Origin of the sequence: Aestuariirhabdus litorea (assembly GCF_003864255.1) — a bacterium.
GTDB lineage: Bacteria > Pseudomonadota > Gammaproteobacteria > Pseudomonadales > Aestuariirhabdaceae > Aestuariirhabdus > Aestuariirhabdus litorea.
Genome location: NZ_QWEZ01000001.1, coordinates 2,158,422 through 2,181,526, shown reverse-complemented (window position 1 = coordinate 2,181,526; position 23,105 = coordinate 2,158,422). Strand labels below are relative to the sequence as shown.

Below are 23,105 nucleotides of genomic sequence, written 5' to 3'. Positions count from 1 at the left end.
GGGGCGAATTATACGGATTTGAACGCGAAAATCCCGCTATGATCGCTCAATTGTTTAAAAGAGGCTCAAGCACGGGCCACACCCGGTCAAGGATCAGAGGCTGGGCGGCCTCTGTGGGATGCATCCGGTCCTCCTGCAGCAGGTGGGGCTCATTGGCCACGTCGGCGAGAAAGAAGGGGACCAGGGGAACGTCGTGGCGGCTGGCGAGATCGCTAAAGCTTTGCTGGAAAAGGCGGGTGTAGGTGGCTCCGTAGTTGGGTGGTAGCATCATCTCAAACAGGATCGGTTGGGCACCGGCCCGTTTGACCTGTTCAAGAATGGCCGCCAGGTTGTTGCGCATGCTGTTGATGTTACCCCCCCGCAGGCCATCGTTGGCCCCGAGTTCGACCAGAACCCAGCGCGGAGAGTGGCGCTCCAGCGCAGAGGGAAGCCGTTGCAGGCCGCCGGCGGTGGTTTCACCGCTAACGCTGGCATTGACGACCTCAAAGGCAGAGTTTTGCCGTTGGAGTTTTTTTTCCAGTAAACTGACCCAACCCAGCTCCTGCTGGATGCCATAGCCTGCACTCAGGCTGTCACCCAGTACCAGCAGCGTCTCAGCCGAAGCCAGCGCCGGTCGGCCCAGGCTGAGCAAAACAATCACGAGCCCCGTCAGGAGTCTTATGGATAAGTGCACTGAATCTCCTCAGCCCCCCGCAATCATCCTCCAGGAGGTGACCAAGAGGGTCACCACTGCGGCGGGGGACCTGACCATCTTGTCGCCGATTTCCCTACAGATCAAGTGCGGGGAGAGTGTGGCTATTGTCGGTGTCTCCGGGTCGGGCAAGTCCACCCTGCTTGGGCTGATGGCCGGGCTTGATAACCCGAGTAGCGGCACCATCGAGCTGGCGGGCCATCGCATCAGCTCAATGACCGAGGATGAACGGGCTCGGGTGCGAGCCGACAACGTCGGCTTTGTATTCCAGACCTTCCAGCTGCTGGCGAGCCTGACTGCACTGGAAAACGTCATGCTACCGTTGGAGCTGGCCGGTCGCGACGACGCCGTCGATCAGGCGGAGTCGCTGCTGGAGCGGGTTGGCCTGGAGCGGCGGCTCAGCCACTACCCCCGTCAGCTGTCGGGGGGGGAGCAGCAGCGGGTTGCTATCGCGCGGGCGTTTGCCCTGCGCCCGGATATTCTGTTTGCCGATGAGCCCACCGGCAACCTTGACAGCGCGACCGGTGAGCGCATCATCGACCTGCTGTTTGAATTGAACCGGGAGCAGGGGGCGACTCTGGTGCTGGTCACCCATGACAAGCAGCTGGCCACCCGCTGTGAGCGGAGGTTGTCGCTGCAGCAGGGGGCGCTACAGACGACCGGAGTGGAGGCCTCATGAAGCGCTGGTTGCGTTTAAGCTGGCGCCTGCTGCTGCGAGATGGCCGCGCCGGCGAGGTCAGCCTGCTGCTGGTGGCGCTCATTATTGCCGTGGCGGCGACCTCGGCGATCGGTTTTTTCACGGATCGCATGCAGCGCACCATGGGGCAGCAGGCCACTGAACTGTTGGGGGCTGACCGGGTGATTGCCAGCTCGCAAACGATCCCTGCGCCCTGGGTTCAACGGGCCCGTGCAGAGGGCCTCTTGGTGGCGACGACCGCAGAATTTCGCAGTGTGGTGCTGGCCGGCGAGGCGATGCAGCTGGCCTCGGTGAAAGCCGTTGACGCCGCCTACCCCTTGCGAGGCCAGCTGCGTACGGCTCCACAACCCTTTGCCGAGGGACAGGTCACCTCTGGAGTTCCCGCTGTGGGGGAGGTGTGGCTGGAGCCGCGCCTGTTTGGCCTGTTGGAGCTGCAGCCCGGCGCATCCCTGGAGTTGGGTATAACCGCGCTGACAGCTGCGAGGGCGCTGGTCTATGAGCCGGATCGCGGGGGCGATTTCTACAGCCTGGCCCCGAGGTTGCTGATGAGCATGGAGGACCTGGAGCGTTCCGGAGTACTTCAGCCCGGCAGCCGGGTTGAGTACCGCCTGCTGCTGGCGGGGGACTCCCCCTCGCTGGAACGCTACCTGACCTGGCTGACACCGCAGCTGAGCGATAACCAGCAGCTGATCACCTTGCAGCGCGGAAGGCCCGCGATCAGTCGTGCGTTGGAGCGCTCCGAACGCTATCTGGGGTTGGCCAGCCTGGTGGCGGTACTGCTCGCGGGGGTGGCCATTGCCATGGGGGCACGCCGTTACAGCGAGCGCCACTTCGATATGAGCGCCATGCTGCGCTGCATGGGGGCAAGCCAGCGTGACCTGCTGATGATCAGCCTGCTGCAGCTGCTCTGGCTGGGGTTGTTTGGCAGCCTGTTTGGGCTGCTGCTGGGCTGGGGGTTGCAGGAGGGGCTGGTGCAGCTGTTGCGCCCTCTGCTGCCGGGCGAGTTGCCGGGCCTGGGCATTAAGCCGGTATGGCTGGGGCTGGCCACCGGCCTGGTCACCCTCGCGGGTTTTGCCCTGCCACCGGTGGTGCGATTGCGCCAGGTGCCACCCCTCAGGGTGTTGCGGCGCGACCTGACGCCGATGCCGGCGCAAGCCTGGCTGATCTACGGCTCCGCGATCCTTTGCCTGATGCTGCTGATGTGGCGCTATACCAACAGTGTGCAGCTGACCCTGGCGATCCTCGCCGGCGTCATTATGTCGGCACTGGCCCTCGGGGGGCTGCTGGGGTTGTTGTTGCGCGTGACCGTGCACCGCTTGCGCACCCGTACCCTGAGTGTTGCGTTACGCTTCGGCCTTAACCATCTTCTGCGCAATACCCAGGTGACGGTGGGACAGGTGCTGGCTTTCGGTATCACTCTGATGGCGATGGCGGTAGTGGTGATGATCCGTACCGAGTTGGTGGGGCGTTGGCAGGCAGAGCTGCCCGAAAATACCCCCAACGTCTTTGCCGTCAATATCCTCACCGAGGAGGTCGAGGCGCTGGAGCAGTTCCTTGACCAGCGCCAGCTGGCTCGAAGCGCAGTCTTCCCGATGGTGCGGGGGCGTTTAACCCAGATCAACGGGGAGCCTGCCCGGCAGGTGGTCAGCGAAGAGGGGCGCGGCAGTAACGCCCTCCGGCGAGAGCTCAATCTCACCTGGTCGGTCGGGCTTCCAGAAACCAACCGCTTAGTGAGTGGTCGCTGGTGGAACGAGGGGACAGAGCAGACAACGCCCCTGGTGTCGGTGGAGGCCGAGTTAGCCCGGCGTTTGGGCATCGAGGTGGGCGACCGGCTGGGGTTCAGCATCACCGGAGTCAACCTCGAAGCCGAGGTGGCTAACCTGCGCAGCGTCGAGTGGGAGTCGTTTCGGCCCAATTTCTATATGGTCTTTGCGCCGGGTGTGCTGGAACCCTTCGCCTCCACCTACATGACCAGCTTCCATCGCCCGCTGGACAACCCCGAAGTCGGTCGAGAGCTGATTCGGGCCTTTCCGTCGGTTACGGTGCTGGATCTGGAGGTGGTGATCCAGCAGATCCGGGGCATCGTCGACCAGGTGTCGCTGGCGGTGGAGTATGTATTGTTGTTTGTCCTGTGCGCCGGTTTTACGGTGTTTTTCGCGGCCATGCAGGCCAGTTTGGATGAGCGCCTGCAGGAGGGGGCCCTGATGCGAACCCTGGGGGCGCGCAGCGGCCAGATCCGTGCCAGCCACATCAGTGAGTTTCTGCTACTGGGGGCGTTGGCGGGGGTAGTGGCGGCACTGGGGACCGAAACCATCAGTTTTGTACTCTACCAAGAGGTGTTTGATATCGCCTTCAGTTGGCACCCCATCTACTGGCTGGCGCTGCCACTGTTGGGAGCCCTGCTGGTGGGGGGCGCGGGCTGGTGGGGAACCCGGAGGGTGGTGACTCGCTCTCCCTTAGGGGTATTGCGCGAGCTCTGACCGGGGCCGTAGCCGAAACGCCCTGCCGCGTTTGAAGGCGGTAGGTTAGGTAATTTCCACGACAGGGGGATAGGGGGGGCGGTGCTATACTGCAGGCCTGTTGATGGACCTGTTCCCTTATCTGGAGGATCTATGCCCCAATCATTTAACGATCACCTGCAGGCACAGCTGACCCAGCTGGAGCGCGACGGGCTCTATAAGGATGAGCGCGTGATTGTGTCGCAGCAGCAGGCGGATATCGAGGTCAGTGGCGGCGCCCATGTACTGAACTTCTGCGCCAACAACTACCTGGGGCTGGCCAATGATCCGCGCCTGATCGAAGCGGGGCGCAAGGCCCTCGAGCGATATGGCTATGGCATGGCATCGGTGCGCTTTATCTGTGGGACCCAGGATGTACATAAGGCGCTGGAGTCACGCATCGCCGAGTTTCTGGGGATGGAGGATTGCATCCTCTATTCCTCCTGCTTCGATGCCAACGGCGGCCTGTTCGAGACGCTGCTGGGGCCGGAGGACGCGGTCATCAGTGACGCCCTTAACCACGCCAGCATTATCGACGGCGTGCGCCTGTGCAAGGCACAGCGTTATCGCTACGCCAATAACGACCTCGCAGATCTGGAGCAGCAGCTCAAGGCGGCCGATGCCGCCGGAGCGCGCTACAAACTGATCGCCACCGACGGTGTTTTTTCCATGGATGGCACCATTGCCAACCTCAAGGGGATCTGTGACCTGGCTGATCGTTACAGCGCCCTGGTGATGGTCGACGACTCCCACGCCGTTGGTTTTATCGGCGACAAGGGGCGTGGTACTCCCGAGTACTGTGAGGTGATGGGGCGGGTGGATATCATCACCGGCACCCTGGGCAAGGCCCTTGGAGGCGCCTCCGGCGGCTACACCGCCGCCAGCCGCGAAGTGGTGGCCTGGCTGCGCAACCGCTCCCGCCCCTATCTCTTCTCCAACACTCTGGCGCCGGTGATCGCAGCAGCGTCCATCCGGGTGCTGGAGCTACTGTCGGAGGGGGATGAGCTGCGCCAGCGCCTGCGGGATAACAGCGCCTACTTCCGTCAGCAGATGGAGGCCCTGGGTTTCGAGCTGGTGCCCGGTGAGCACCCGATCATTCCGGTCATGCTGGGGGATGCGTCCCTCGCCAAACGGTTTGCCGGGCGCATGCTGGAGGAGGGGGTCTACGTGATCGGATTCTCCTTCCCGGTGGTGCCCAAGGGGCAGGCACGCATCCGTACCCAGATGTCGGCGGCCCACACCCGGGAGCAGATCGACCGTGCCGTTGCGGCCTTTGCCAAAGTGGGCCGTGAACTCGGCGTCATTCACTAGGAGAGCACTATGAAGACCCTGGCCAAGTTGCACCCCGAACAGGGGATCTGGATGGATGACAAGCCGATGCCGGAGATGGGACACAACGATGTTCTGATCCGGGTACGCAAGACTGCGATCTGCGGCACCGATATGCATATCTATAACTGGGACGACTGGGCGCAGAAGACCATCCCCCAGGGGATGACCGTCGGCCACGAGTTTGTTGGCGAAATTGCCGATATAGGAATCGAGGTGGCCGGACTCAAGGTGGGACAGCGGGTCTCCGGAGAGGGGCACATCACCTGCGGACATTGTCGCAACTGCCGGGCGGGCTTCCGCCACCTGTGCCGAAATACCCAGGGGGTGGGGGTCAACCGCGCCGGTGCCTTCGCCGAATACCTGGTGATCCCGGCGGTGAACGTGTTCCCGATCCCCGATGACATCAGCGATGACCTCGCCTCCATCTTCGACCCCTACGGCAACGCCGCCCATACCGCGCTTTCGTTCAATATGGTGGGGGAGGATGTGTTGATCACCGGCGCCGGCCCCATTGGTATCATGGCTGCGGCCATCGCCCGCCATGTGGGGGCCCGCCACGTGGTGATTACCGATGTGAACGAGTACCGTCTCGAGCTGGCCCGTAAGATGGGAGCGACCCGGGCGGTCAATGTGGCCCGCGAAACCCTCGAGGAGGTGATGCGCGAGCTGGGCATGGTCGAGGGCTTCGATGTGGGGTTGGAGATGTCCGGCAATGGCCAGGCGTTCAACCAGATGCTGGAGAACCTCAACCACGGGGGCAAGGTGGCCCTTTTGGGCATTCCCGCCAGCGGCACGGTGATTGACTGGAACCAGGTGATCTTCAAGGGGCTGGTGATGAAGGGAATCTACGGGCGCGAGATGTTTGAAACCTGGTACAAGATGGTCTCCATGTTGCAGTCCGGCCTCGACCTGTCGCCGATCATCACCCACCACCTCCCCATCGACCAGTTCCAGCAGGGGTTTGAGATCATGGGCAGCGGCCAGTCGGGCAAGGTGATCCTCGACTGGAGCTAGGCCGCTCATCCACGAGGCCCCTAACCCTTCCCGCTATGCGCCGCTATTCAGCGCGCTGATAGTAGCCCCTCGCCATTGAATCGGGGGGGTACTGCCCCTATGTTAGTGGCCTGCGCACTTGCTTGCCTGAACACACCCCACGGGGCGCCTCGCTGCGGCCCGTGCCTATACCTGAGGGATTTTGAATGAGCAGTAATACCGACGTCTTGTTTGAAGCGGTCGAATTGGGACCGCTGAAACTCAACAACCGCATCGTCATGGCCCCCATGACCCGTAGTTTCTCCCCCCGCGGTGTTCCCACCGATGCGGTGGTGGAATACTACCGCCGCCGGGCCGCCAACTCGGTTGGCCTGATCATCACCGAGGGTACCGTGGTCAATCACGCTGCCGCCAACGGTTACCCCAACGTGCCCCACTTCTACGGTGAAGAGGCGCTGGCCGGCTGGAAGCGGGTCGTGGACGCGGTGCACGCAGAGGGCGGCAAGATCTTCCCCCAGTTATGGCACGTAGGGGCGGTTCGCCGTCTGGGCACGGACCCCGATCCCGAAGTGCCAGGCTATGGCCCGATGGACAAAGAGAAGGATGGCCAGCGGGTGGTGAAGGGGATGACCCAGCAGGATATCGACGAGGTGATCGCCGCCTTTGCCCAGGCCGCGGCGGATGCCAAGCGTATCGGTTTCGACGGCGTCGAGCTGCACGGTGCCCATGGCTACCTGATCGACCAGTTCTTCTGGGAGGGGTCCAACCAGCGCACCGACCAGTACGGCGGCAGTTTCGAGAACCGCAGCCGCTTTGCGGTTGAGCTGGTGAAGGCGGTGCGCGAAGCGGTTGGCCCCGACTACCCGATCCAGTTCCGCTACTCCCAGTGGAAGCAGCAGGATTACAGTGCGCGTTTGTGTGATACCCCTGAGCGCCTGGAGCAGTTCCTGACGACCCTGGCCGATGCGGGTGTGGATATCTTTCACGCCAGTACCCGCCGTTTCTGGTTGCCCGAGTTTGAGGGCTCTGACCTCAACCTGGCGGGCTGGACCCGCAAGCTGACCGGCAAGCCTACCATCACCGTCGGCAGTGTGGGGCTGGACAGCGATTTCCTCGAATACATGGTGGAGAACGACTCCGTGGCCGACACCTCGGGGGTGGATGGACTGATCGAGCGCCTCAATAAGGCCGAGTTCGATCTGGTGGCGGTCGGTCGTGCGCTGCTGGTGGATGGCGAGTGGGCCAGCAAGGTTCGCGAAGGGCGTCAGCAGGAGATTATCCCCTTCAGCCGTAAGGCGCTGATGGAGCTGGTGTAAGCGCTCACTGAGCCTGAGCGATCAAAAACGGCGCCTTCGGGCGCCGTTTTTGATGAAGTGCTAGCGGTGGGAGGGGGTGATTTGCGTCTCGTTAAGCAGGCGTTCACTGACCCAGAGGCGTGTGGCGCCGGTCACCGCAGCCGGCATGATCAGCAGGTTGATCAGTGGGATCAGCATCAGCAGCGACACGCAGCCGCCGAAGCCGAGGCAAAGCAGGCGGCGACGCTTGAGGGCGAGCAGCATCTCTTTGAAGGTCATACGGTTGTTATCCGCCGCGTAGTCGATGTACTGGATCGCCATGGTCCAGGCGCCGAACAGGGCCCAGAGCAGCGGCGCGGCGAGATTCAGCAGCGGAATCCAGCTGATGATCAGCAGCAGCAGCGCACGGGGGGCAAAGTAGAGCAGTTTGGTGACCTCCCGGGCCAGGGTGCGGGGCACCATCAATCCCAGCTCCTTCCAGCTGAAGGGGATCTCCTGCCCGGGCTCCCCCAGCTCGGCGCGTAGTTGGCGCTCGCATACCTCGGATAACAGCCCGTTGAAAGGGGCCGCTATCAGGTTGGCGACGATGGTAAAGGAGAAGAAGAGAATCACCACAATGGTCAGCGCGAACAGGGGCCACATCAGCCAGTCGAGGAAGGAGAGCCATTCGGGCAGCCAGTCAAGTGCCCGCTGTACCCAGGTCGAGAACTGGTCACTGGCGACGTAGATCAGCAGCGAAAACAGCACGATATTGATCAGCAGCGGGACCACCACAAACCCCCGCAGCCCGGGTCGGGTCAGGAGCCCAAAACCCGCGAGAAAGGCGCTGCCGCCTCTGGCCAGATCCAGCATGGGATGTATTCACCTAGGTTGCCTTCGATCGAAGCAGTCTATGCCAGAGCGTGGGCCAATCGCAAACCGGCGCATGATCCACTGACAGGGCACCTCCGGATTGGGTAAACTGGTGCTTTTACGAATGGCACCCGTCTGGAGGGTATTGTGAGTGGATCACTGCGTGACCAACTACTGAAGCAGGGGTTGGTCAACAAGAAACAGGTTCAGCAGGCGCAAAAGGCTGATAAGCGTAAGGCGCGGGATAACCGCAAGAACGAAAAGGTGGGCGAGGCGGCGATCGTGGATGAGTCCCGGGTGCTGGCCCAGACCGCGAGGGAGGAGAAGAGGCGTCGAGACCGGGAGATTAACCTGCAGCGCGAAGCGGAGCGCAAGCAGAAGGAGCTGGTGGCGCAGGTGAAGCAGATCATCGCCTGCAACGCCATTCGCCCCGCCGGGGAGATCGACTACAACTTTGTGGTGGCGGGCAAAATCAAGAAGATCGCAGTCGACAAGCAACAGCATAAAGCCCTCTCCGCTGGACGACTGGCGGTTGTCGAGCTGGAGGGCCGCCATGTGATGATCCCGGCCGGGGCGGCGGACAAGATTGTGCAGCGCCTGCCCGAGGCGATTCTCTCCCAGGCCGACAACAGCCACAGCGAGCCCGACCCCGATGACCCCTATGCCGACTTCCAGATTCCCGACGACCTGATGTGGTGACCGCTGATGGAGCGCCGCTTTATCGCCCTTAGGGGTAACTCACAGCGTCTCGATGGCGGTGCGATGTTTGGCAACGCACCCAAGGCGCTCTGGTCCCGCTGGGTGCCAGCCGACGAGCTGAATCGTATCCCACTCGCCTGCAATGTCCTGCTGGTGGAGGAACGCGGGCCCAACGGTGTGCGCCGCCTGCTCTTTGAAACCGGTATTGGTGCTTTTTTTGAGCCCACCCTGGCGGCGCGTTACGGGGTGGTGGAGCGGGAGCACTGCCTGCTTAAGGGGCTGGCCGAGATAGGGCTCAGCGATGGGGATATCGATCTGGTAATGCTGTCTCACCTCCACTTCGACCACGCCGGTGGGTTGCTGGCGGCCTGGGAGGAGGGGGTGGCACCGCGCCTGCTGTTCCCCAACGCCCTCTACCTGACCGGGCGTGACCAGTGGCAGCGCGCCCGGGCGCCGCACCTGAGGGATCGCGCTTCCTATGTACCCGAGCTGGTTGAGCTGCTCGAAGCCAGTGGCCGGCTGCGGCTGGTGGAGGGGGAGCAGGCCCCGGAACTGGGAGCCGGTTACCATTTTATCCGCAGTGATGGCCACAGCCCGGGAATGCTGCTGACGGAGATCGAAACCGGGCAGGGGCCGCTGGTGTACGGTGCTGACCTGGTGCCCGCCACCCCCTGGGTCAACCTTCCCATCACTATGGGGTATGACCGGGCGGCGGAGCAGCTGATCGATGAGAAGACGCAGCTGCTAGAGTCCCTACAGCAACGGCGGGGGTGGCTCTTTTTTAGTCACGATCCTGACTGCTTTGCGGCGCGGATCGTCCGCGATGAGCGCGGGCGCTATCAGCCGCAGGAGCCGATGGCCCAGGCGGGGGTGCTCAGCGCCTGGCCGCTGCGTTGAAGGGTGAAGCCGTCAGCGGGCGGGCCACAAAAAAATCAGGGCGCCTAGGCGCCCTGATTTGTGTAGCTGGGAGAGGGGCGGCCTTCGTCAGGCCTGCTTCTCCTTGATCTCCTGGGTATCGCTGAGGTCCTTTTTCTTGACCCCAAATTCCTCGGACAGGGTGCCCTTGCTGTTGGAGTAATCCAGCGGGGGGCGGGGGGAATCCTCATTGTCGTTTTTCGACAGCAGGGTGCTGCTGGCCAGCAGGGAATCGCTCAGGCGATGGCGGGTCAGCTCGTCGGTGCACAGGTGCTCGGAGCTGGCCACCAGGTGCTCATGCACATCCTTGTAGCTCTCGGTCAGCTTGTTGACCAGGTGAGCGGTGGTGCTGAAATGGTCGGAGACCTTCTCCTGGTAATCCTTGAACTGGGACTCCATGGTCCTCAGTTGTTCCTCGACCCGGCTGTTCTGGGGGGAGCCTCCTCGCAGCATGTGGTAAAGCAGTACCCCGGCGATGATGCCGCCTACAAATGCCATTGAGCCTAAAACCCACAAACTGTTGGTATCTTCCACGCTTCTGCCTCGATTTATCCGTAACTTTACACACCGCCCCGCTGCAACCCAGTGCTGTTGGCGGCGGGGGAGTGGGGGGGAGAGGGTGTATATCCCCCGCAGCCCTTAAGTTAAAGGCTTTTCCCTCCCCTGTACAGGGGCCCTGGGGTATCGCTGTGTTATACATTTGTAGCCTTTACCCAGCGGGCGGGCTTGGCCACACTGGCGGACTATCCGGGGGACAGTTCAGGGGGACGGGGTCATTTGCCTAAAACCTACGCTGGGGGTAGAGTGTGCGCCCCACTTTCGATGTGCAGAGCGATCTGCCGCTCATTGAGGCCCGATCCGGGTGTATCAGTAAATACGGTGAACTTTTCATGACGCCTTTGGAACGCTACCAGCAGGATCTTCAACGCGAGGGATTTTCCCACGACGCCTCCCAGGAACAGGCGGTGCGCCACCTGCAGCGGCTCTACGACGATCTGGTCGCGCAAACCGCCAAGCCCGGGAAGCGCCAGCTGATCAAGGGACTGTTGAAAAAGAAGCGCCCGGAGCCACTCAAGGGGCTGTACTTCTGGGGCGGTGTGGGGCGCGGCAAAACCTACCTGGTGGACACCTTCTACGACAGTCTTCCCTTCGAGCAGAAGATGCGCACCCATTTTCACCGTTTCATGCGCCGGGTTCACCATGAGCTGACCGACCTGAAAGGGGAGAAGAACCCTTTGATCATTATTGCCCGCCGCTTTGCCGGTGAGGCCCGGGTGATCTGCTTTGATGAGTTTTTTGTTACCGATATCACTGACGCGATGATCCTTGCAGGGCTGTTCAGCGAGCTCTTTAACCTGGGGGTGACGCTGGTGGCTACCTCCAATATTGTCCCCGACGACCTCTACAAGGATGGCCTGCAGCGAGCCAAATTCCTGCCCGCCATCGACCTGATCAAGCAGCACACCACTGTGGTCAATGTCGACAGTGGCATCGACTACCGGCTGCGGGTACTGGAGCAGGCGGAGATCTACCATTTCCCCCTGGGGGAGGCGGCCCAGGACAGCCTGCAGCAGAGTTTTGAGCAGCTGACCCCGGATGTGGAGCATGTCCATCGGGGTGAGGTGTTGCAGATCGAGGGGCGCGATATCCTCTCGGTCCAGGTGTGTGACGATGTGGCCTGGTTTACCTTCACAGAGCTGTGCGACGGCCCCCGCAGCCAGAACGACTACATCGAGCTGGGGCGCATCTTCCATGCGATCCTGCTCAGCGACGTGCCGCAGATGGATGGCAGCAAGGATGACCAGGCGCGGCGCTTCGTGAACCTGGTGGATGAGTTCTACGACCGTGGAGTCAAGTTGATCATCTCCGCCGAAGTCGCGGTGGAGGAGCTCTATGTCGGCACCCAGCTGGCCTTCGTGTTTGAGCGCACCAAGAGCCGCTTGCAGGAGATGCAGTCCCACGAGTACCTGGCGCTCGAGCACAAAGCCTGAGGGCACCTGCATTAAAAATGGCCAATCCGTTTGAGTGGATTGGCCAGCCCCTTTCTCCCGTTTGCCCCTTATAGTGGAAACATCTACCGGCGCGCCCTGCGAGGCGACCGGCTCCATCCCTACTGACTATCGAGGCGAACAATGATTCCAAGAACCGTCTACGACTCCGACCAGGAGCTATTCCGCGACTCCGTACGCAAGTTTCTCGAACAGGAGGCTGTGCCCTACCACGCGCAGTGGGAGAAAGAGGGTCAGGTCGACCGGGCCCTTTGGAGCAAGGCCGGCGAGCAGGGACTGTTGTGCCCGACCATCCCCGAGGAGTACGGCGGGGTGGGGGTCGATTTTCGCTACAACGCCATTGTGGATGAAGAGATCGCGCGCCTTGGCCTCTCTGGAATCGGTTTTGGCCTGCACTCCGATATCTCGGTTCCCTACCTCTTCAACTATGGCTCCGAGCAGTTGAAGCAGAAGTACCTGCCCAAGCTGGTCAGCGGTGAGATGGTCAGTGCCATCGCCATGACCGAGCCGGGGGCGGGCTCCGACCTGCAGGGGATCAAGACCACCGCCGTGCTGGACGGAGACGAGTACGTTCTTAACGGCTCCAAAACCTTCATCACCAACGGCCAGTTGGCCGACCTGGTGGTGGTGGTCGCCAAGACCGACCCGTCGGCGGGCGCCAAGGGCACCAGCCTGTTGCTGGTGGAGGCGGGCATGGCCGGCTTTACCAAGGGCAGTAACCTGGAAAAGATCGGTATGAAGGCCCAGGACACCTCCGAACTCTTCTTCCAGGATGTGCGGGTGCCCCGGGAGAACCTGTTGGGTGCCGAGGGGATGGGCTTTATCTACCTGATGCAGGAGCTGCCCCAGGAGCGTTTGTCAGTGGCGGTTAATGCCATTGCCAGCGCCGAGTCGATCTTTGAGCAGACCCGCGAGTACGTAAAGGAGCGGCAGGCCTTTGGCAAGAGCATCTCCCAGTTCCAGAACACCCGCTTCAAGCTGGCGGAGATGGATACCGAGCTGACCGTGGCGCGGGTGTTCGTCGACAAGTGCCTGGAGCTGCACGTGGCCGGCAAGCTGGATGTGCCCACCGCCGCCAAGGCCAAACTGCACGCCACCGAGGTGCAGTGCCGGGTGATCGATGAGTGCCTGCAGCTGCACGGCGGCTTCGGCTATATGTGGGAGTACCCAGTGGCGCGTGCCTGGGCCGACGCCCGGGTACAGAAGATCTACGCCGGCACCAATGAGATCATGAAGGAGATCATCGCCCGCGCGCTCTGATACTCAGCAGCTCGTAGCGCTACCCGAGGGGCATCGTTCGATGCCCCTTTTTCATGGAGTATTCGGGGTGAGCATTAGCGCTTGGGGTTGCAGGGGGGTGCCCTGTTGCAGGCGCTCGGGCTCGGGCAGCACATCCATGCTGGGCCAGAGACCACTGGTGAGGGCGGAGGCATAGCCGTTGTCCAGTCCTGCCGCCCTCATCGCCTGCTGCTCGGAAGGGGCGTTATAGGGAAGCCGGTGCCAGCTGGCGCGAACGCTATCCCCCTCCGGTTCCAGCAGCAGATACCAACCGTCGGGGGTGCCGTCGTTGGCGGGCATGCCAATGGCGCCGCTGTTGAGCCAATATCTTGAGCCTTCGGGCCCGGCTATGGTTTGCCCAAAGGGGAGCCCGCAGTGACCGGCCAGCAGCAGCTGGGCGCCACTCGACTCCAGCTCCTTCTGTTTTTCCGCTGTTTCACTGGAGGCGAACAGAAAGCGGTTGATGCGGGAGGGGGCACCATGGACCAGCGTCACCGTAAACTGGTGCCAGCGAAACTGCAGTTGTTGGGGGAGGGTGGCCATCCACGCCCGCTGCTGCTCATTGATGCGGGCACGGGCAAAGCGAAACCAGCCCTGGGAGAGTGCGTCGCAGGCACTGCCCGCTTCGAAGCCACAGCCGCAATCGGCGGCCTGCTGGACCAGCGACTCTTCACAGTTGCCCATGATGCTGGTGCAGCCCCACGCCTGAATCGCGTCGAGGGTTTCTGCGGGGCGGGCGCAGTAGGCGATGAGGTCGCCGGTGCAGAGGCAGTTCTCGGGAGGCACCCCCAGCGCCTCGGCCCGGGCCTGCAGGGTCCGGGTGGCTTCCAGGTTGCTGTAGGGGCCGCCAAAAACCAGCAGGGGGCCCGGCCCGGGCAGCTTGAAAGGGCTCATGCAGGCGACCCTTCATTGGCCAGGCGCTGGCGGGCGCCGGTGACCACTCCCAGGGCAAAGAGTGTGCAGCCACCGACCAGCACCACCAGGCAGATCAGCAGCAACTTGCTGTATTTATGGGCATCGCCCATCAGTTGGCTGTAGCCGGAGGATTCGGTGAAGTAGAGGGCAGCACCCGCAAGTGCGAGGGCGAAACTGCCCAGGTAGCTCCACAGGGGGATGTCGCGACGCCCGCCCAGCAGAGAGAAAAAGATGACGGGTAACAGGTACATGGAGGCGGTACCGCTGACGGCGACGGCGCTGAACAGGTCTTTATTGCCGACAAAGACCAGCCAGACCCCCAGCAGCATAAACAGCAGCATCACCCCGCGGCCATTGCTGACACGGGTGGGAAGCAGCTTCATGTCGATGATCACCAGTTTGGAGGAGCTGGAGAGGGTGCTGTCGAGGGTGGACATGGCCGAGATCACCAGGGCAGCATTGAACAGCAGCATCGGCAGGTCTCCCAACAGGCGCTGCAGGGCGTCGGTCATCGCTTCGCCGCTCTGGGCCTGTGCCCCTGCGACAATGCCCAGTGAGCCGAAAGCCAGGATACAGAGGATGCTGATCCAGGCGGCGTGGAGGAAACTTTTGCGGGTGGTCGGGCGGTCGGCCAGCAGCCCCCGGTCCATCATCACCGGGTCGTGCATGGGGTAGCTCCACACCTGCAGCAGGGCTACCAACATCAGTACCGGGCCGGGATCGCTAATCTGGAACTCCTTAAAAAGCAGGTTATCCAGGCTTAGGACGCCGCTGTGGGTAGCCAGCCCTATCAGTAGTGCCAGGGTGGCGATAAACACCAGCATCTGTAACAGGTCGGTGCGCAGGCTGGCGTGAAGGCCACCCAGCATGGAGTAGAGCAGGGTCACCGCGGCAAAACCGATAATGGCAGCGGTATAAAGTTGGCTGCCGACCGCTCCGAAGAGAATACCGATCACCAGCAGGTTGGCAAACACCTCACTGATCAGGCGAACCCCAATCACAAGGTTGTAGCAGCGGCTACCCCAGTTGCCGAATCGATCCTCCAGGAACGCCTGGATGCTGTTGAAGCCGTGACGGAATCGCAGTTGGTCGATGATGATGCCGCCGGTAATGAAGGAGAGGTAGTAGAGGGCGTAGGCGAGCGTTCCCCAGATCCCGTAGTAATAGCCGAGAATGGCCGCATTGAGCAGCGAACGGGCAAAGATCCAGGTGGTGACCTGGGAGAATACGAGGGTCCAGAGCCCCGGTGCTGTTCCCTGTTCAGAATGGCCGCGAAAGAAGGTGTCAGGGTTGCTGGTGCGGCGTGAGAGGAGCAGGGAGGCCAGGGCAATGAGGCCGGCAATCAAGGTCAGTTCAAAACTCACGGGAGTCCCCTTTGAAATGGTGAGTGGGCGCGCGGGTACCTCGACGGCGAGGCCTGAAGAGAGAGACCCCGCCGGCGCCACAATTGTTTCGGGGTGATGATCAGGGCGCGGGGTTGGGCTGGCGAGTATGGATCGCCTCAATCTCCTCCAGCGTCTGCTCATCCAGCGCCAGGTCGATGCTGGCCAGGTTGCTCAGGAGCTGCTCCTCGGTGGTGGCGCCAATGATGTTGCTGTCAACGAAGGGACGGCTGGTGACATAGGCCAGTGCCATCTGGGCCGGGTCCAGCCCCCGCTCGTTGGCAAGGGCGACGTAGGCTTCGGTTGCCTTGACGGCCTGGGGGTTATTGTAGCGGCTGAAGCGGCTGAACAGGGTCAGGCGTCCCTGGGGGGGCTGGGCTCCGTGCAGGTACTTGCCGCTGAGGGTGCCGAAGGCCAGGGGTGAGTAGGCCAGCAGCCCCAGCTGCTCACGGTGGGCGATCTCGGCCAGCCCGACCTCAAAGCTGCGGTTAAGCAGGTTGTAGGGGTTCTGGATGCTCACGGGCCTTGGCCAGCCGTGACGCTCGGCCTGGCGCAGGTACTCCATGGTCCCCCAGGGGGTTTCATTGGAGATACCGATGTGGCGCACTTTTCCAGCCTGCACCAGCTCGTTAAGGGCCGACAGGGTCTCTTCGATTGGGTAGCCGTCATCGCCGGGCTGGTGCTGGTAGCTGAGCTGACCGAAGAAGTTGGTGCTGCGCTCCGGCCAGTGCACCTGGTAGAGATCGATGTAGTCGGTTTGCAGCCGTTTCAGGCTGGCGTTGCAGGCGGCGATGACGCTGGCCCGGTCCAGCCGGGCACCGGACTCGCGCATGTAACTCACCCACTCGCCGGGCCCCGCCACCTTGGTGGCGATCACCAGCTCCTCACGCCGGGACTGGCGGCTGAGCCATTGACCGAGGATGGTCTCGGTGCGGGTATAGGTCTCGGCTTTGGGGGGGACCGGGTAGAGCTCGGCGGTATCGATAAAGTTGACGCCATGGGCGCGGGCGATATCCAGTTGCCGCCAGCCCTCTTCGGGGGTATTCTGCTCGCCCCAGGTCATGGTTCCCAGACACAAACGGCTGATTTTCAGTCCGGTACCGCCAAGATCTCCATATAACATCGTCACATCGCTCCTCATCGTCGAGACGATTATAAGAGCATGGCGTGTGAGGAAAAAAAAGCGCGATTGGGGCTTTTTTTCTCCGCCTCCCTGAGTATAATAGCGCTCCCGTTTCCTACACTATATGCCCTAAGACAGTGAATCCGTCACCGGACGCCCTTAAGGGGAGTCGGCTCGGGTTAGTCTTTAATTATGATGCTGGCCAGTAGGCTGGTCATTTGAGGCAGGTTTTAATTGATGAATACTTTTACTGCAAAGCCAGAAACAGTTAAGCGTGACTGGTTCGTTGTAGATGCGACCGGCAAGACCCTGGGTCGTCTTTCAACCGAAATCGCGCATCGTCTGCGCGGAAAGCACAAGGCTGAGTATACCCCTCACGTCGATACCGGTGACTACATCATCGTTGTCAATGCCGAGAAGGTTCGTGTAACCGGTAACAAGGCGCAGAACAAGATGTACTACCGTCACACCGGTTACCCGGGTGGTCTGCGTAGCATGAACTTCAATGAGCTGGTTGATCACGCTCCCGAGCGTATCATCGAGAAGGCCGTCAAGGGCATGTTGCCCAAGGGTCCGCTGGGTCGTGCCATGCACGCCAAGCTGAAGGTCTATGCGGGTGCCGAGCATCCCCATGCCGCTCAACAACCCCAGGCTCTGGATATCTAACGGGAAGCGATTGCAATGTCTACCACTCAATACTATGGAACTGGTCGTCGTAAAACCTCGACCGCTCGTGTGTTTATCAAGTCTGGCTCTGGCGCAATCGTTGTTAACGGTCGCCCTCTGGACGAGTACTTCGGTCGCGAAACCGCTCGCATGATCGTTCGTCAGCCGCTTGAGCTGGTTGAACTGACCGACAAGTTTGACATCAAGGTAACTGTCGCTGGCGGCGGTGGCTTTGGTCAGGCCGGTGCGATCCGCCACGGCATTACCCGTGCCCTGATGCAGTACGACGAGGAGCTTCGTCCTTCGCTGCGTAAGGCTGGGTTTGTTACCCGTGATGCTCGTGAGGTTGAGCGTAAGAAGGTCGGTCTGCGCAAAGCGCGTAAGCGTCCTCAGTTCTCCAAGCGTTAAGGGTTGCCTGCCCCGCAGGGCTGCGGTTCTGCGAATTGGTATCAAAAACGCCCTTTGTTTCAAAGGGCGTTTTTTTTTCTGGCGATGGATCGCCGAAGGGATGGATGGAGAGCGCCCCGCTGCACAGGGCTGCCCGCTTTGATCTGGGTCAGCTCGCTGGCAGGGGCCGTACTTGCTTGCTGGGGCGGTTTTCTTTACCATTCGCAGGATTTATTTTGCGGGTCCCAAAGCAATACAACAGGATTCACATTGCCCGCCTGATGTCACAGGGTGGACAGTAAACTTGCTCTTATGGGGAGATAAGATTAATGAGTAATGACGGCGTAGATAAGGGTCGTCGTCGCCTGCTGATAGGAGCCACCTCTGCGGTGGGTGCTGTCGGCGCGGTCGGCGCAGCAGTCCCTTTTGTTGCCTCCTGGAATCCCAGTGCCAAAGCCAAGGCTGCTGGCGCGCCGGTGAGGGTGAAAATCGATAAGGTAGAGCCAGGTCAGCAGATCGTTGCTGCGTGGCGTGGTAAGCCAGTGTTCGTCCTGCGCCGTAGCCAGGAGATGCTGGACGGTCTGCCCGGGCAGAACGATTACCTGCGCGACCCCGCTTCCGATGAGTCTGAACAGCCTGAATACGCCAAGAACGAATACCGTTCCCGTAAGGCGGAAGTATTGGTGATGGTCGGCCTTTGTACCCACCTGGGTTGCTCGCCCAAGCTGTTCCCTGAAGTAAAGCCCATGGATTTTGAGGCCAACTGGCAGGGGGGGTACCACTGCCCATGCCACGGCTCCAAGTTTGACCTGGCGGGCCGTGTGCACCAGGGGGTCCCTGCGCCGACCAATCTGCCGGTGCCTCCGTACTCCTATATCGATGACAAAACCCTCATCATCGGCGTCGACGAGGAGAATGCGTAATGAAAGACTTTATGGCATGGGTTGATGCGCGTTTTCCCGCCACCAAAATGTGGGAAGAGCATCTGAGCAAGTACTACGCTCCCAAAAACTTCAATTTCTGGTATTTCTTCGGTTCGCTGGCACTGCTGGTGCTGGTTAACCAGCTGCTGACCGGTATCTGGCTCACCATGAGCTACGTGCCCAGCGCCGAGGAGGCGTTTGCCTCTGTCGAGTACATCATGCGTGATGTCGAGTACGGATGGATTCTGCGCTATCTGCACTCCACAGGCGCCTCCATGTTCTTCGTGGTGGTCTACATGCACATGTTCCGCGGTTTGTTGTACGGATCCTACCGTGCGCCCCGCGAGCTGGTGTGGATCTTCGGTATGGCGATCTACCTGGCGCTGATGGCTGAAGCCTTCATGGGCTACCTGTTGCCCTGGGGGCAGATGTCTTACTGGGGTGCCCAGGTCATCATCTCCCTGTTCGGTGCGATTCCGGTGATCGGTCCCGACCTGCAGCAGTGGATCCGTGGTGACTTCCTGATCTCCGGCATCACCCTGAACCGCTTCTTCGCCCTGCACGTGGTGGCGCTTCCCATCGTCCTGCTGGCGCTGGTGGTCATGCACATCATTGCCCTGCACGAAGTGGGTTCCAACAACCCCGATGGTATCGAGATCAAGAAGAACAAGGATGAGAACGGTATTCCGAAAGACGGTATTCCTTTCCACCCTTACTACACCGTGAAAGATATCGTGGGTGTGGTGGTATTCCTCTTCGTATTCTGTACGGTAGTGTTCTTCTTCCCTGAAATGGGTGGATACTTCATCGAGTACGCCAACTTCGAGCAGGCGGATAACCTGAAGACCCCTGCGCACATTGCGCCGGTGTGGTACTTCACTCCGTTCTACGCCATCCTGCGTGCGGTTCCTGATAAGCTGCTGGGTGTCATCGCCATGGGCGCGGCTATTGCGGTGCTGTTTGTTCTGCCCTGGCTCGACCGTAGCCCGGTCAAATCGATGCGCTACAAGGGTGTCCTGAGCAAGATTGCTTTGGTGCTGTTCGCCATCTCCTTTGTGTGGCTGGGTTGGTTGGGCGCGATGCCTGCGACAGCTGAGCGTACTCTGTACTCTCAGATCTGTACCGTGGTGTACTTTGCGTTCTTCTTGTTGATGCCGTTCTACACCAGAATGGAAAAAACCAAACCCGTACCAGAGAGGGTGACAGGCTAATGAAAAAGCAACTGATTGCATTATTGTTTGCGGTATTGCCTGTTTCTGTTTTTGCCGCAGAGTCGGGCTATCCGCTGGATCATTTTGAAGCCAACGTGGCGGATCAGGCATCGCTGCAGGATGGTCTCAAGACCTACACTAACTTCTGCGCCGGCTGTCATTCGACCAAGTTCCAGCGCTATGAGCGAGTGGCTGATGACCTGGGCATTCCCCATGACCTGATGAGGGAAAACATCGTATTCGATGGCTCCAAGATCGGTGACCTCATGGGCAACTCCATGGATGCCGAAGAGGCCAAGCGCTGGTTCGGTGCGGCTCCGCCCGATCTGACCCTGGTGGCTCGTGTTCGAGGTGCCGACTGGCTCTACACATACCTGCGTACCTTCTACGTGGATCCCAAGCGTCCCTGGGGCGTTAACAACAAGGTGTTCCCCGATGTGGGTATGCCCCATGTGTTGGCCGAACTGCAGGGTCTGCAAGTGGATAACTGTGCAGGCGACAGCAGCCAGGAGCGGGATAACTTGACCGGTGATAAGCTGTGCGGCTTTGATCTGGTGAAAAAAGGTATCATGACACCTGCGGAGTATGACCAGGCCGTTTACAACTTGGTTAACTACCTGGTGTACGCCGCCGAGCCTATGCAGCTGGAGCGTCAGCGCATCGGTATGTGGGTACTGCTGTTCCTGCTGGTACTGCTGGTACCTGCTTACCTGCTGAAGAAAGAGTACTGGAAAGACGTTCACTGATCGGATCGGTACTTTAAATGGGCGCGCGGCTGAGCAATCGGCTGCGCGCGTTTTTGTGTTTTTTGACTCCACATTTTGGGGGTAACAATGGGCGTAGTTGCCAAGCGTTCTTCAATGATCTTTTTCTCTGATGCGGCCGGCCACCTGAGCCACCGTGTCAGAATCGTGCTCGCCGAGAAGGGTGTCACTGTTGATGTGCAGGACATCGATCCGGAAAACGTGCCTGAAGAGGTCGCAGAGCTGAATCCCTACAACTCCCTGCCTACCCTCGTTGATCGTGACCTGGTGCTGTACGAGCCCAATGTGATGATGGAGTACCTCGATGAGCGCTTCCCGCATCCTCCGCTGCTGCCGGTCTACCCGGTTGCCCGGGCCCAGAGCCGCCTGCTGATTCACCGCATTGATAAGGACTGGAGCGAGCTGATCGCCACCATCCTGGACCCCAAGTCCCGTGAAGCGGCCGTTAACAAGGCTCGCAAGGAGCTGCGCGACAGCCTGGTTGGCATTGCCCCTCTGTTTGAGGAAAAGCCCTTCTTCATGAGTGACGAGTTCACCCTGGTGGATTGCTGTGTGGCTCCTATCCTGTGGCGCCTCACCGACCTGGGTATCGAAATGCCGAAGCAGGCCAAGGCGTTGCTGGACTATGCTGAGCGTTTGTTTGAGCGTGAGTCCTTCAAGGAGAGCCTGTCCGAGGTAGAACGCGAGATGCGTCTCTGATTTCAGGCGCGATCTGGGCTATAAGAGAGGGGGAGCTAAACTTCCCCTTTTTTATTGGTGCGGGATTGAGAGTCCTCCCGTGGTGGAAATGTTGGAGTGAAGTATGTCGATGAGTCCGAGTCGCCCCTATATGCTGAGGGCGCTCTATGAGTGGATTGTGGATAATGAGTGCACCCCGTACCTGTTGGTGAATGCCCAGCCGGAGGGGGTACTGGTGCCCCAGGAGTTCGTTAATGATGGCCAGATAGTGCTTAATGTGTCTCCGACCGCGGTGCGGGAACTGCTGATGACCAACGAGGAGGTGGAGTTCAATGGGCGCTTTGGGGGGCGACCGATGCACATCTACATTCCGGTAAGCGCGGTGATGGCGATCTATGCCCGGGAGAACGGGCAGGGCATGGTGTTTGAGGTGGAGGATGACCCCGAACCGGATCCGCGCGAAAGCGGTAACAAGGGCCCCGACAAACAGCCAGGCAAGCCTTCTGGTCGACCGAGCCTGAAAGTGGTGAAGTAGTTGCTGCTGCGGCTCTGTAGCGGGAATAAAAAAGGGAGGCCAAAGCCTCCCTTTTTTGTGGGCGTTTCCTGCGAAGGGGCAGCGTGGAGCATCAATTGATGTAATTAAACACCTTTACGATGCGTTGCACGCCGTAGGTGGTTCGTACCAGCTCCACAGCCCGGTTGGCCTCGGCATTGGTGACCCGTCCCATCAGGAAGACGGTACCGTTTTCCGTGACTACCTTGATGCGACTCGATGGCACCGACTCATCACCCAGCATCTTGGCTTTCACTTTGGTGGTGAGCCAGTTGTCGCTGGTGGCGGCCACCAGGCTGATCGGTCCGGAGATTTCCAGTTCGTTGTACACCTGCTTGACGTCCCGCACATTACGCACGGTATCCCCGGCTATCCCTTTTAGACGCTCGTTAGGTACTTGCCCGACGATAAGTACGGTGCCGTCGAAGCTGACTACGGATATCCGGGTCTGTTTAAAGCCAGGGTCCGCTTTATCGATATTCACCAGTGCGATGGTCTCTATGGTCTCGTCGCTCACCAGGCGGCCGGTGGTTCGCTTTCCCGGGTCCTGCTGGATCGGCTCGTCACGGATCGCACTGATGGTGGAAGCGCAGCCCGAGAGTAACAGGCTGCCCAGAATCGTTATTGTGAGCAGGTACTTCATTGCATCATCTCTCCAAACAGGTATTCGTCTATGAGGTCGCAAAAGCAGTGAATGACCATCATGTGTACTTCGTGGATGCGGGAGGGGTCGAAGGAGGGGACACGAATTTCGATATCCTCAGGCCCAAGTAACGACGCCACGTTGCCTCCATCTCGCCCGGTCAGGGCAATGACCGGGATCTGGCGGTCGTGTGCTGCCTGTATGGACTGTACAACACTGGCGGAGTTCCCGCTGGTACTGATCACCAGCAGCACATCGGCGGGGTGGGCCAAAGCCCTCACCTGTTTAGAGAAAACGTCGTGGTAGCTGTAATCATTGGAGATGGCAGTGAGGGTGATGCAGTCGGCGGTCAGGGCAATGGCTGGCAGGGCTGGACGCTCACGATCAAAGCGGTTGAGCAGTAGTGAGGCGAAATGCTGTGCGTGGGATGCGGAGCCGCCATTTCCGCAGCTGAGGATCTTACCTTCGTTCAACAGGCACTGCACCATCATTTCGCCCGCGTCGGCTAACAGGGGTGGCAGTGTTTCAGCGCATTGAATGGTTACATCGATGCTGTCTGAAAAGTGAGTTGTAATACGATCCTGAATACTCATTGTGAACC

The 23,105-nt window shown here is 60.5% G+C and carries 24 protein-coding genes; 16 read left to right on the top strand and 8 right to left on the bottom strand.

The window, feature by feature from the left end; translation table 11 throughout:
* Nucleotides 1-46: 46 nt before the first annotated feature.
* A complete protein-coding gene (locus tag D0544_RS10055; RefSeq protein ID WP_125015804.1) occupies nucleotides 47-673 on the bottom strand; it encodes an arylesterase in 627 nt (208 codons plus the stop codon).
* On the opposite strand from D0544_RS10055, the gene D0544_RS10050 reads away from it, so the two are divergent.
* The 5 genes from D0544_RS10050 (at nucleotide 660) to D0544_RS10030 (ending at nucleotide 7,527) form a co-directional block, all read left to right on the top strand.
* Entirely contained in the window at nucleotides 660-1,370 is a 711-nt protein-coding gene (locus D0544_RS10050; protein WP_125015803.1) for an ABC transporter ATP-binding protein, read from the top strand. The two genes, D0544_RS10055 and D0544_RS10050, sit on opposite strands and share 14 nt — an antisense overlap.
* The gene (locus D0544_RS10045) at nucleotides 1,367-3,868 is read left to right on the top strand and encodes an ABC transporter permease (RefSeq protein WP_125015802.1); all 2,502 of its coding nucleotides are present in this window, start codon (nucleotides 1,367-1,369) and stop codon (nucleotides 3,866-3,868) included. Before D0544_RS10050 ends, D0544_RS10045 begins: the two co-directional genes overlap by 4 nt.
* A 132-nt stretch (nucleotides 3,869-4,000) precedes the next feature.
* Nucleotides 4,001-5,197, top strand: a complete 1,197-nt coding sequence (locus tag D0544_RS10040; RefSeq protein ID WP_125015801.1) for a glycine C-acetyltransferase — start codon at nucleotides 4,001-4,003, stop codon at nucleotides 5,195-5,197.
* A gap of 9 nt (nucleotides 5,198-5,206) precedes the next feature.
* Complete coding sequence (tdh, locus tag D0544_RS10035; protein WP_125015800.1) at nucleotides 5,207-6,232, top strand: L-threonine 3-dehydrogenase; 1,026 nt, start codon at nucleotides 5,207-5,209, stop codon at nucleotides 6,230-6,232.
* Nucleotides 6,233-6,417: 185 nt separating this feature from the next.
* Nucleotides 6,418-7,527: an NADH:flavin oxidoreductase gene (locus tag D0544_RS10030; protein WP_125015799.1), complete on the top strand. Its 1,110-nt coding sequence runs from the start codon at nucleotides 6,418-6,420 to the stop codon at nucleotides 7,525-7,527.
* Between the two features lie 60 nt (nucleotides 7,528-7,587).
* Here D0544_RS10030 and cysZ read toward each other — a convergent pair whose 3' ends face one another.
* On the bottom strand, nucleotides 7,588-8,358 hold the full coding sequence (gene cysZ / locus D0544_RS10025; protein ID WP_125015798.1) for a sulfate transporter CysZ: 771 nt from the start codon (nucleotides 8,356-8,358) through the stop codon (nucleotides 7,588-7,590).
* A gap of 147 nt (nucleotides 8,359-8,505) precedes the next feature.
* Here cysZ and D0544_RS10020 point away from each other — a divergent pair, with 147 nt between their 5' ends.
* Together D0544_RS10020 and D0544_RS10015 are read left to right on the top strand one after the other, a co-directional pair.
* Nucleotides 8,506-9,057 (top strand): DUF2058 domain-containing protein, encoded by a 552-nt coding sequence (locus D0544_RS10020; RefSeq protein WP_164880894.1) that lies wholly within the window; start codon nucleotides 8,506-8,508, stop codon nucleotides 9,055-9,057.
* Between the two features lie 6 nt (nucleotides 9,058-9,063).
* Nucleotides 9,064-9,954, top strand: coding sequence for an MBL fold metallo-hydrolase (locus D0544_RS10015; protein WP_125015796.1), 891 nt, complete (start codon nucleotides 9,064-9,066; stop codon nucleotides 9,952-9,954).
* An 87-nt stretch (nucleotides 9,955-10,041) separates the two neighbouring features.
* Here the strand turns inward: D0544_RS10015 and D0544_RS10010 are convergent, their stop codons facing one another.
* Complete coding sequence (locus tag D0544_RS10010; RefSeq protein WP_125015795.1) at nucleotides 10,042-10,470, bottom strand: Z-ring associated ZapG family protein; 429 nt, start codon at nucleotides 10,468-10,470, stop codon at nucleotides 10,042-10,044.
* 392 nt (nucleotides 10,471-10,862) lie between these two features.
* On the opposite strand from D0544_RS10010, the gene zapE reads away from it, so the two are divergent.
* Together zapE and D0544_RS10000 are read left to right on the top strand one after the other, a co-directional pair.
* On the top strand, nucleotides 10,863-11,963 hold the full coding sequence (gene zapE / locus D0544_RS10005) for a cell division protein ZapE (protein WP_125015794.1): 1,101 nt from the start codon (nucleotides 10,863-10,865) through the stop codon (nucleotides 11,961-11,963).
* 141 nt (nucleotides 11,964-12,104) lie between these two features.
* On the top strand, nucleotides 12,105-13,241 hold the full coding sequence (locus D0544_RS10000; protein ID WP_125015793.1) for an acyl-CoA dehydrogenase family protein: 1,137 nt from the start codon (nucleotides 12,105-12,107) through the stop codon (nucleotides 13,239-13,241).
* A 51-nt stretch (nucleotides 13,242-13,292) separates the two neighbouring features.
* Here the strand turns inward: D0544_RS10000 and D0544_RS09995 are convergent, their stop codons facing one another.
* From D0544_RS09995 to D0544_RS09985, 3 genes are all read right to left on the bottom strand, one after another.
* Entirely contained in the window at nucleotides 13,293-14,153 is an 861-nt protein-coding gene (locus D0544_RS09995; protein ID WP_125015792.1) for a metallophosphoesterase family protein, read from the bottom strand.
* On the bottom strand, nucleotides 14,150-15,538 hold the full coding sequence (locus tag D0544_RS09990; protein ID WP_243647281.1) for a sodium:solute symporter family transporter: 1,389 nt from the start codon (nucleotides 15,536-15,538) through the stop codon (nucleotides 14,150-14,152). Before D0544_RS09990 ends, D0544_RS09995 begins: the two co-directional genes overlap by 4 nt.
* A 100-nt stretch (nucleotides 15,539-15,638) precedes the next feature.
* The gene (locus D0544_RS09985; RefSeq protein WP_125015946.1) at nucleotides 15,639-16,679 is read right to left on the bottom strand and encodes an NADP(H)-dependent aldo-keto reductase; all 1,041 of its coding nucleotides are present in this window, start codon (nucleotides 16,677-16,679) and stop codon (nucleotides 15,639-15,641) included.
* A 237-nt stretch (nucleotides 16,680-16,916) separates the two neighbouring features.
* Between D0544_RS09985 and rplM the strand changes: the two genes are divergently transcribed.
* The 7 genes from rplM (at nucleotide 16,917) to D0544_RS09950 (ending at nucleotide 21,843) form a co-directional block, all read left to right on the top strand.
* Nucleotides 16,917-17,345, top strand: coding sequence for a 50S ribosomal protein L13 (gene rplM / locus D0544_RS09980; RefSeq protein ID WP_125015790.1), 429 nt, complete (start codon nucleotides 16,917-16,919; stop codon nucleotides 17,343-17,345).
* Nucleotides 17,346-17,360: 15 nt separating this feature from the next.
* Nucleotides 17,361-17,753 carry a 30S ribosomal protein S9 gene (rpsI, locus tag D0544_RS09975; protein WP_125015789.1) on the top strand — a complete coding sequence of 131 codons (393 nt, stop codon included), beginning with the start codon at nucleotides 17,361-17,363 and terminating at the stop codon, nucleotides 17,751-17,753.
* Nucleotides 17,754-18,061: 308 nt separating this feature from the next.
* Nucleotides 18,062-18,655: a ubiquinol-cytochrome c reductase iron-sulfur subunit gene (petA, locus tag D0544_RS09970; protein WP_125015788.1), complete on the top strand. Its 594-nt coding sequence runs from the start codon at nucleotides 18,062-18,064 to the stop codon at nucleotides 18,653-18,655.
* The gene (locus D0544_RS09965; protein ID WP_125015787.1) at nucleotides 18,655-19,866 is read left to right on the top strand and encodes a cytochrome b; all 1,212 of its coding nucleotides are present in this window, start codon (nucleotides 18,655-18,657) and stop codon (nucleotides 19,864-19,866) included. The genes petA and D0544_RS09965 overlap by 1 nt, the downstream gene beginning before the upstream one ends.
* Entirely contained in the window at nucleotides 19,866-20,612 is a 747-nt protein-coding gene (locus D0544_RS09960; protein WP_125015786.1) for a cytochrome c1, read from the top strand. Before D0544_RS09965 ends, D0544_RS09960 begins: the two co-directional genes overlap by 1 nt.
* An 87-nt stretch (nucleotides 20,613-20,699) precedes the next feature.
* Nucleotides 20,700-21,329, top strand: coding sequence for a glutathione S-transferase N-terminal domain-containing protein (locus D0544_RS09955; RefSeq protein ID WP_125015785.1), 630 nt, complete (start codon nucleotides 20,700-20,702; stop codon nucleotides 21,327-21,329).
* A gap of 103 nt (nucleotides 21,330-21,432) precedes the next feature.
* Nucleotides 21,433-21,843 (top strand): ClpXP protease specificity-enhancing factor, encoded by a 411-nt coding sequence (locus D0544_RS09950; protein WP_424220781.1) that lies wholly within the window; start codon nucleotides 21,433-21,435, stop codon nucleotides 21,841-21,843.
* Nucleotides 21,844-21,934: 91 nt separating this feature from the next.
* On the opposite strand, the gene D0544_RS09945 is transcribed toward D0544_RS09950, so the two are convergent.
* Nucleotides 21,935-22,504: a BON domain-containing protein gene (locus D0544_RS09945; protein WP_125015784.1), complete on the bottom strand. Its 570-nt coding sequence runs from the start codon at nucleotides 22,502-22,504 to the stop codon at nucleotides 21,935-21,937.
* The gene (locus D0544_RS09940) at nucleotides 22,501-23,097 is read right to left on the bottom strand and encodes a phosphoheptose isomerase (protein ID WP_125015783.1); all 597 of its coding nucleotides are present in this window, start codon (nucleotides 23,095-23,097) and stop codon (nucleotides 22,501-22,503) included. The genes D0544_RS09945 and D0544_RS09940 overlap by 4 nt, the downstream gene beginning before the upstream one ends.
* Nucleotides 23,098-23,105: the final 8 nt, after the last annotated feature.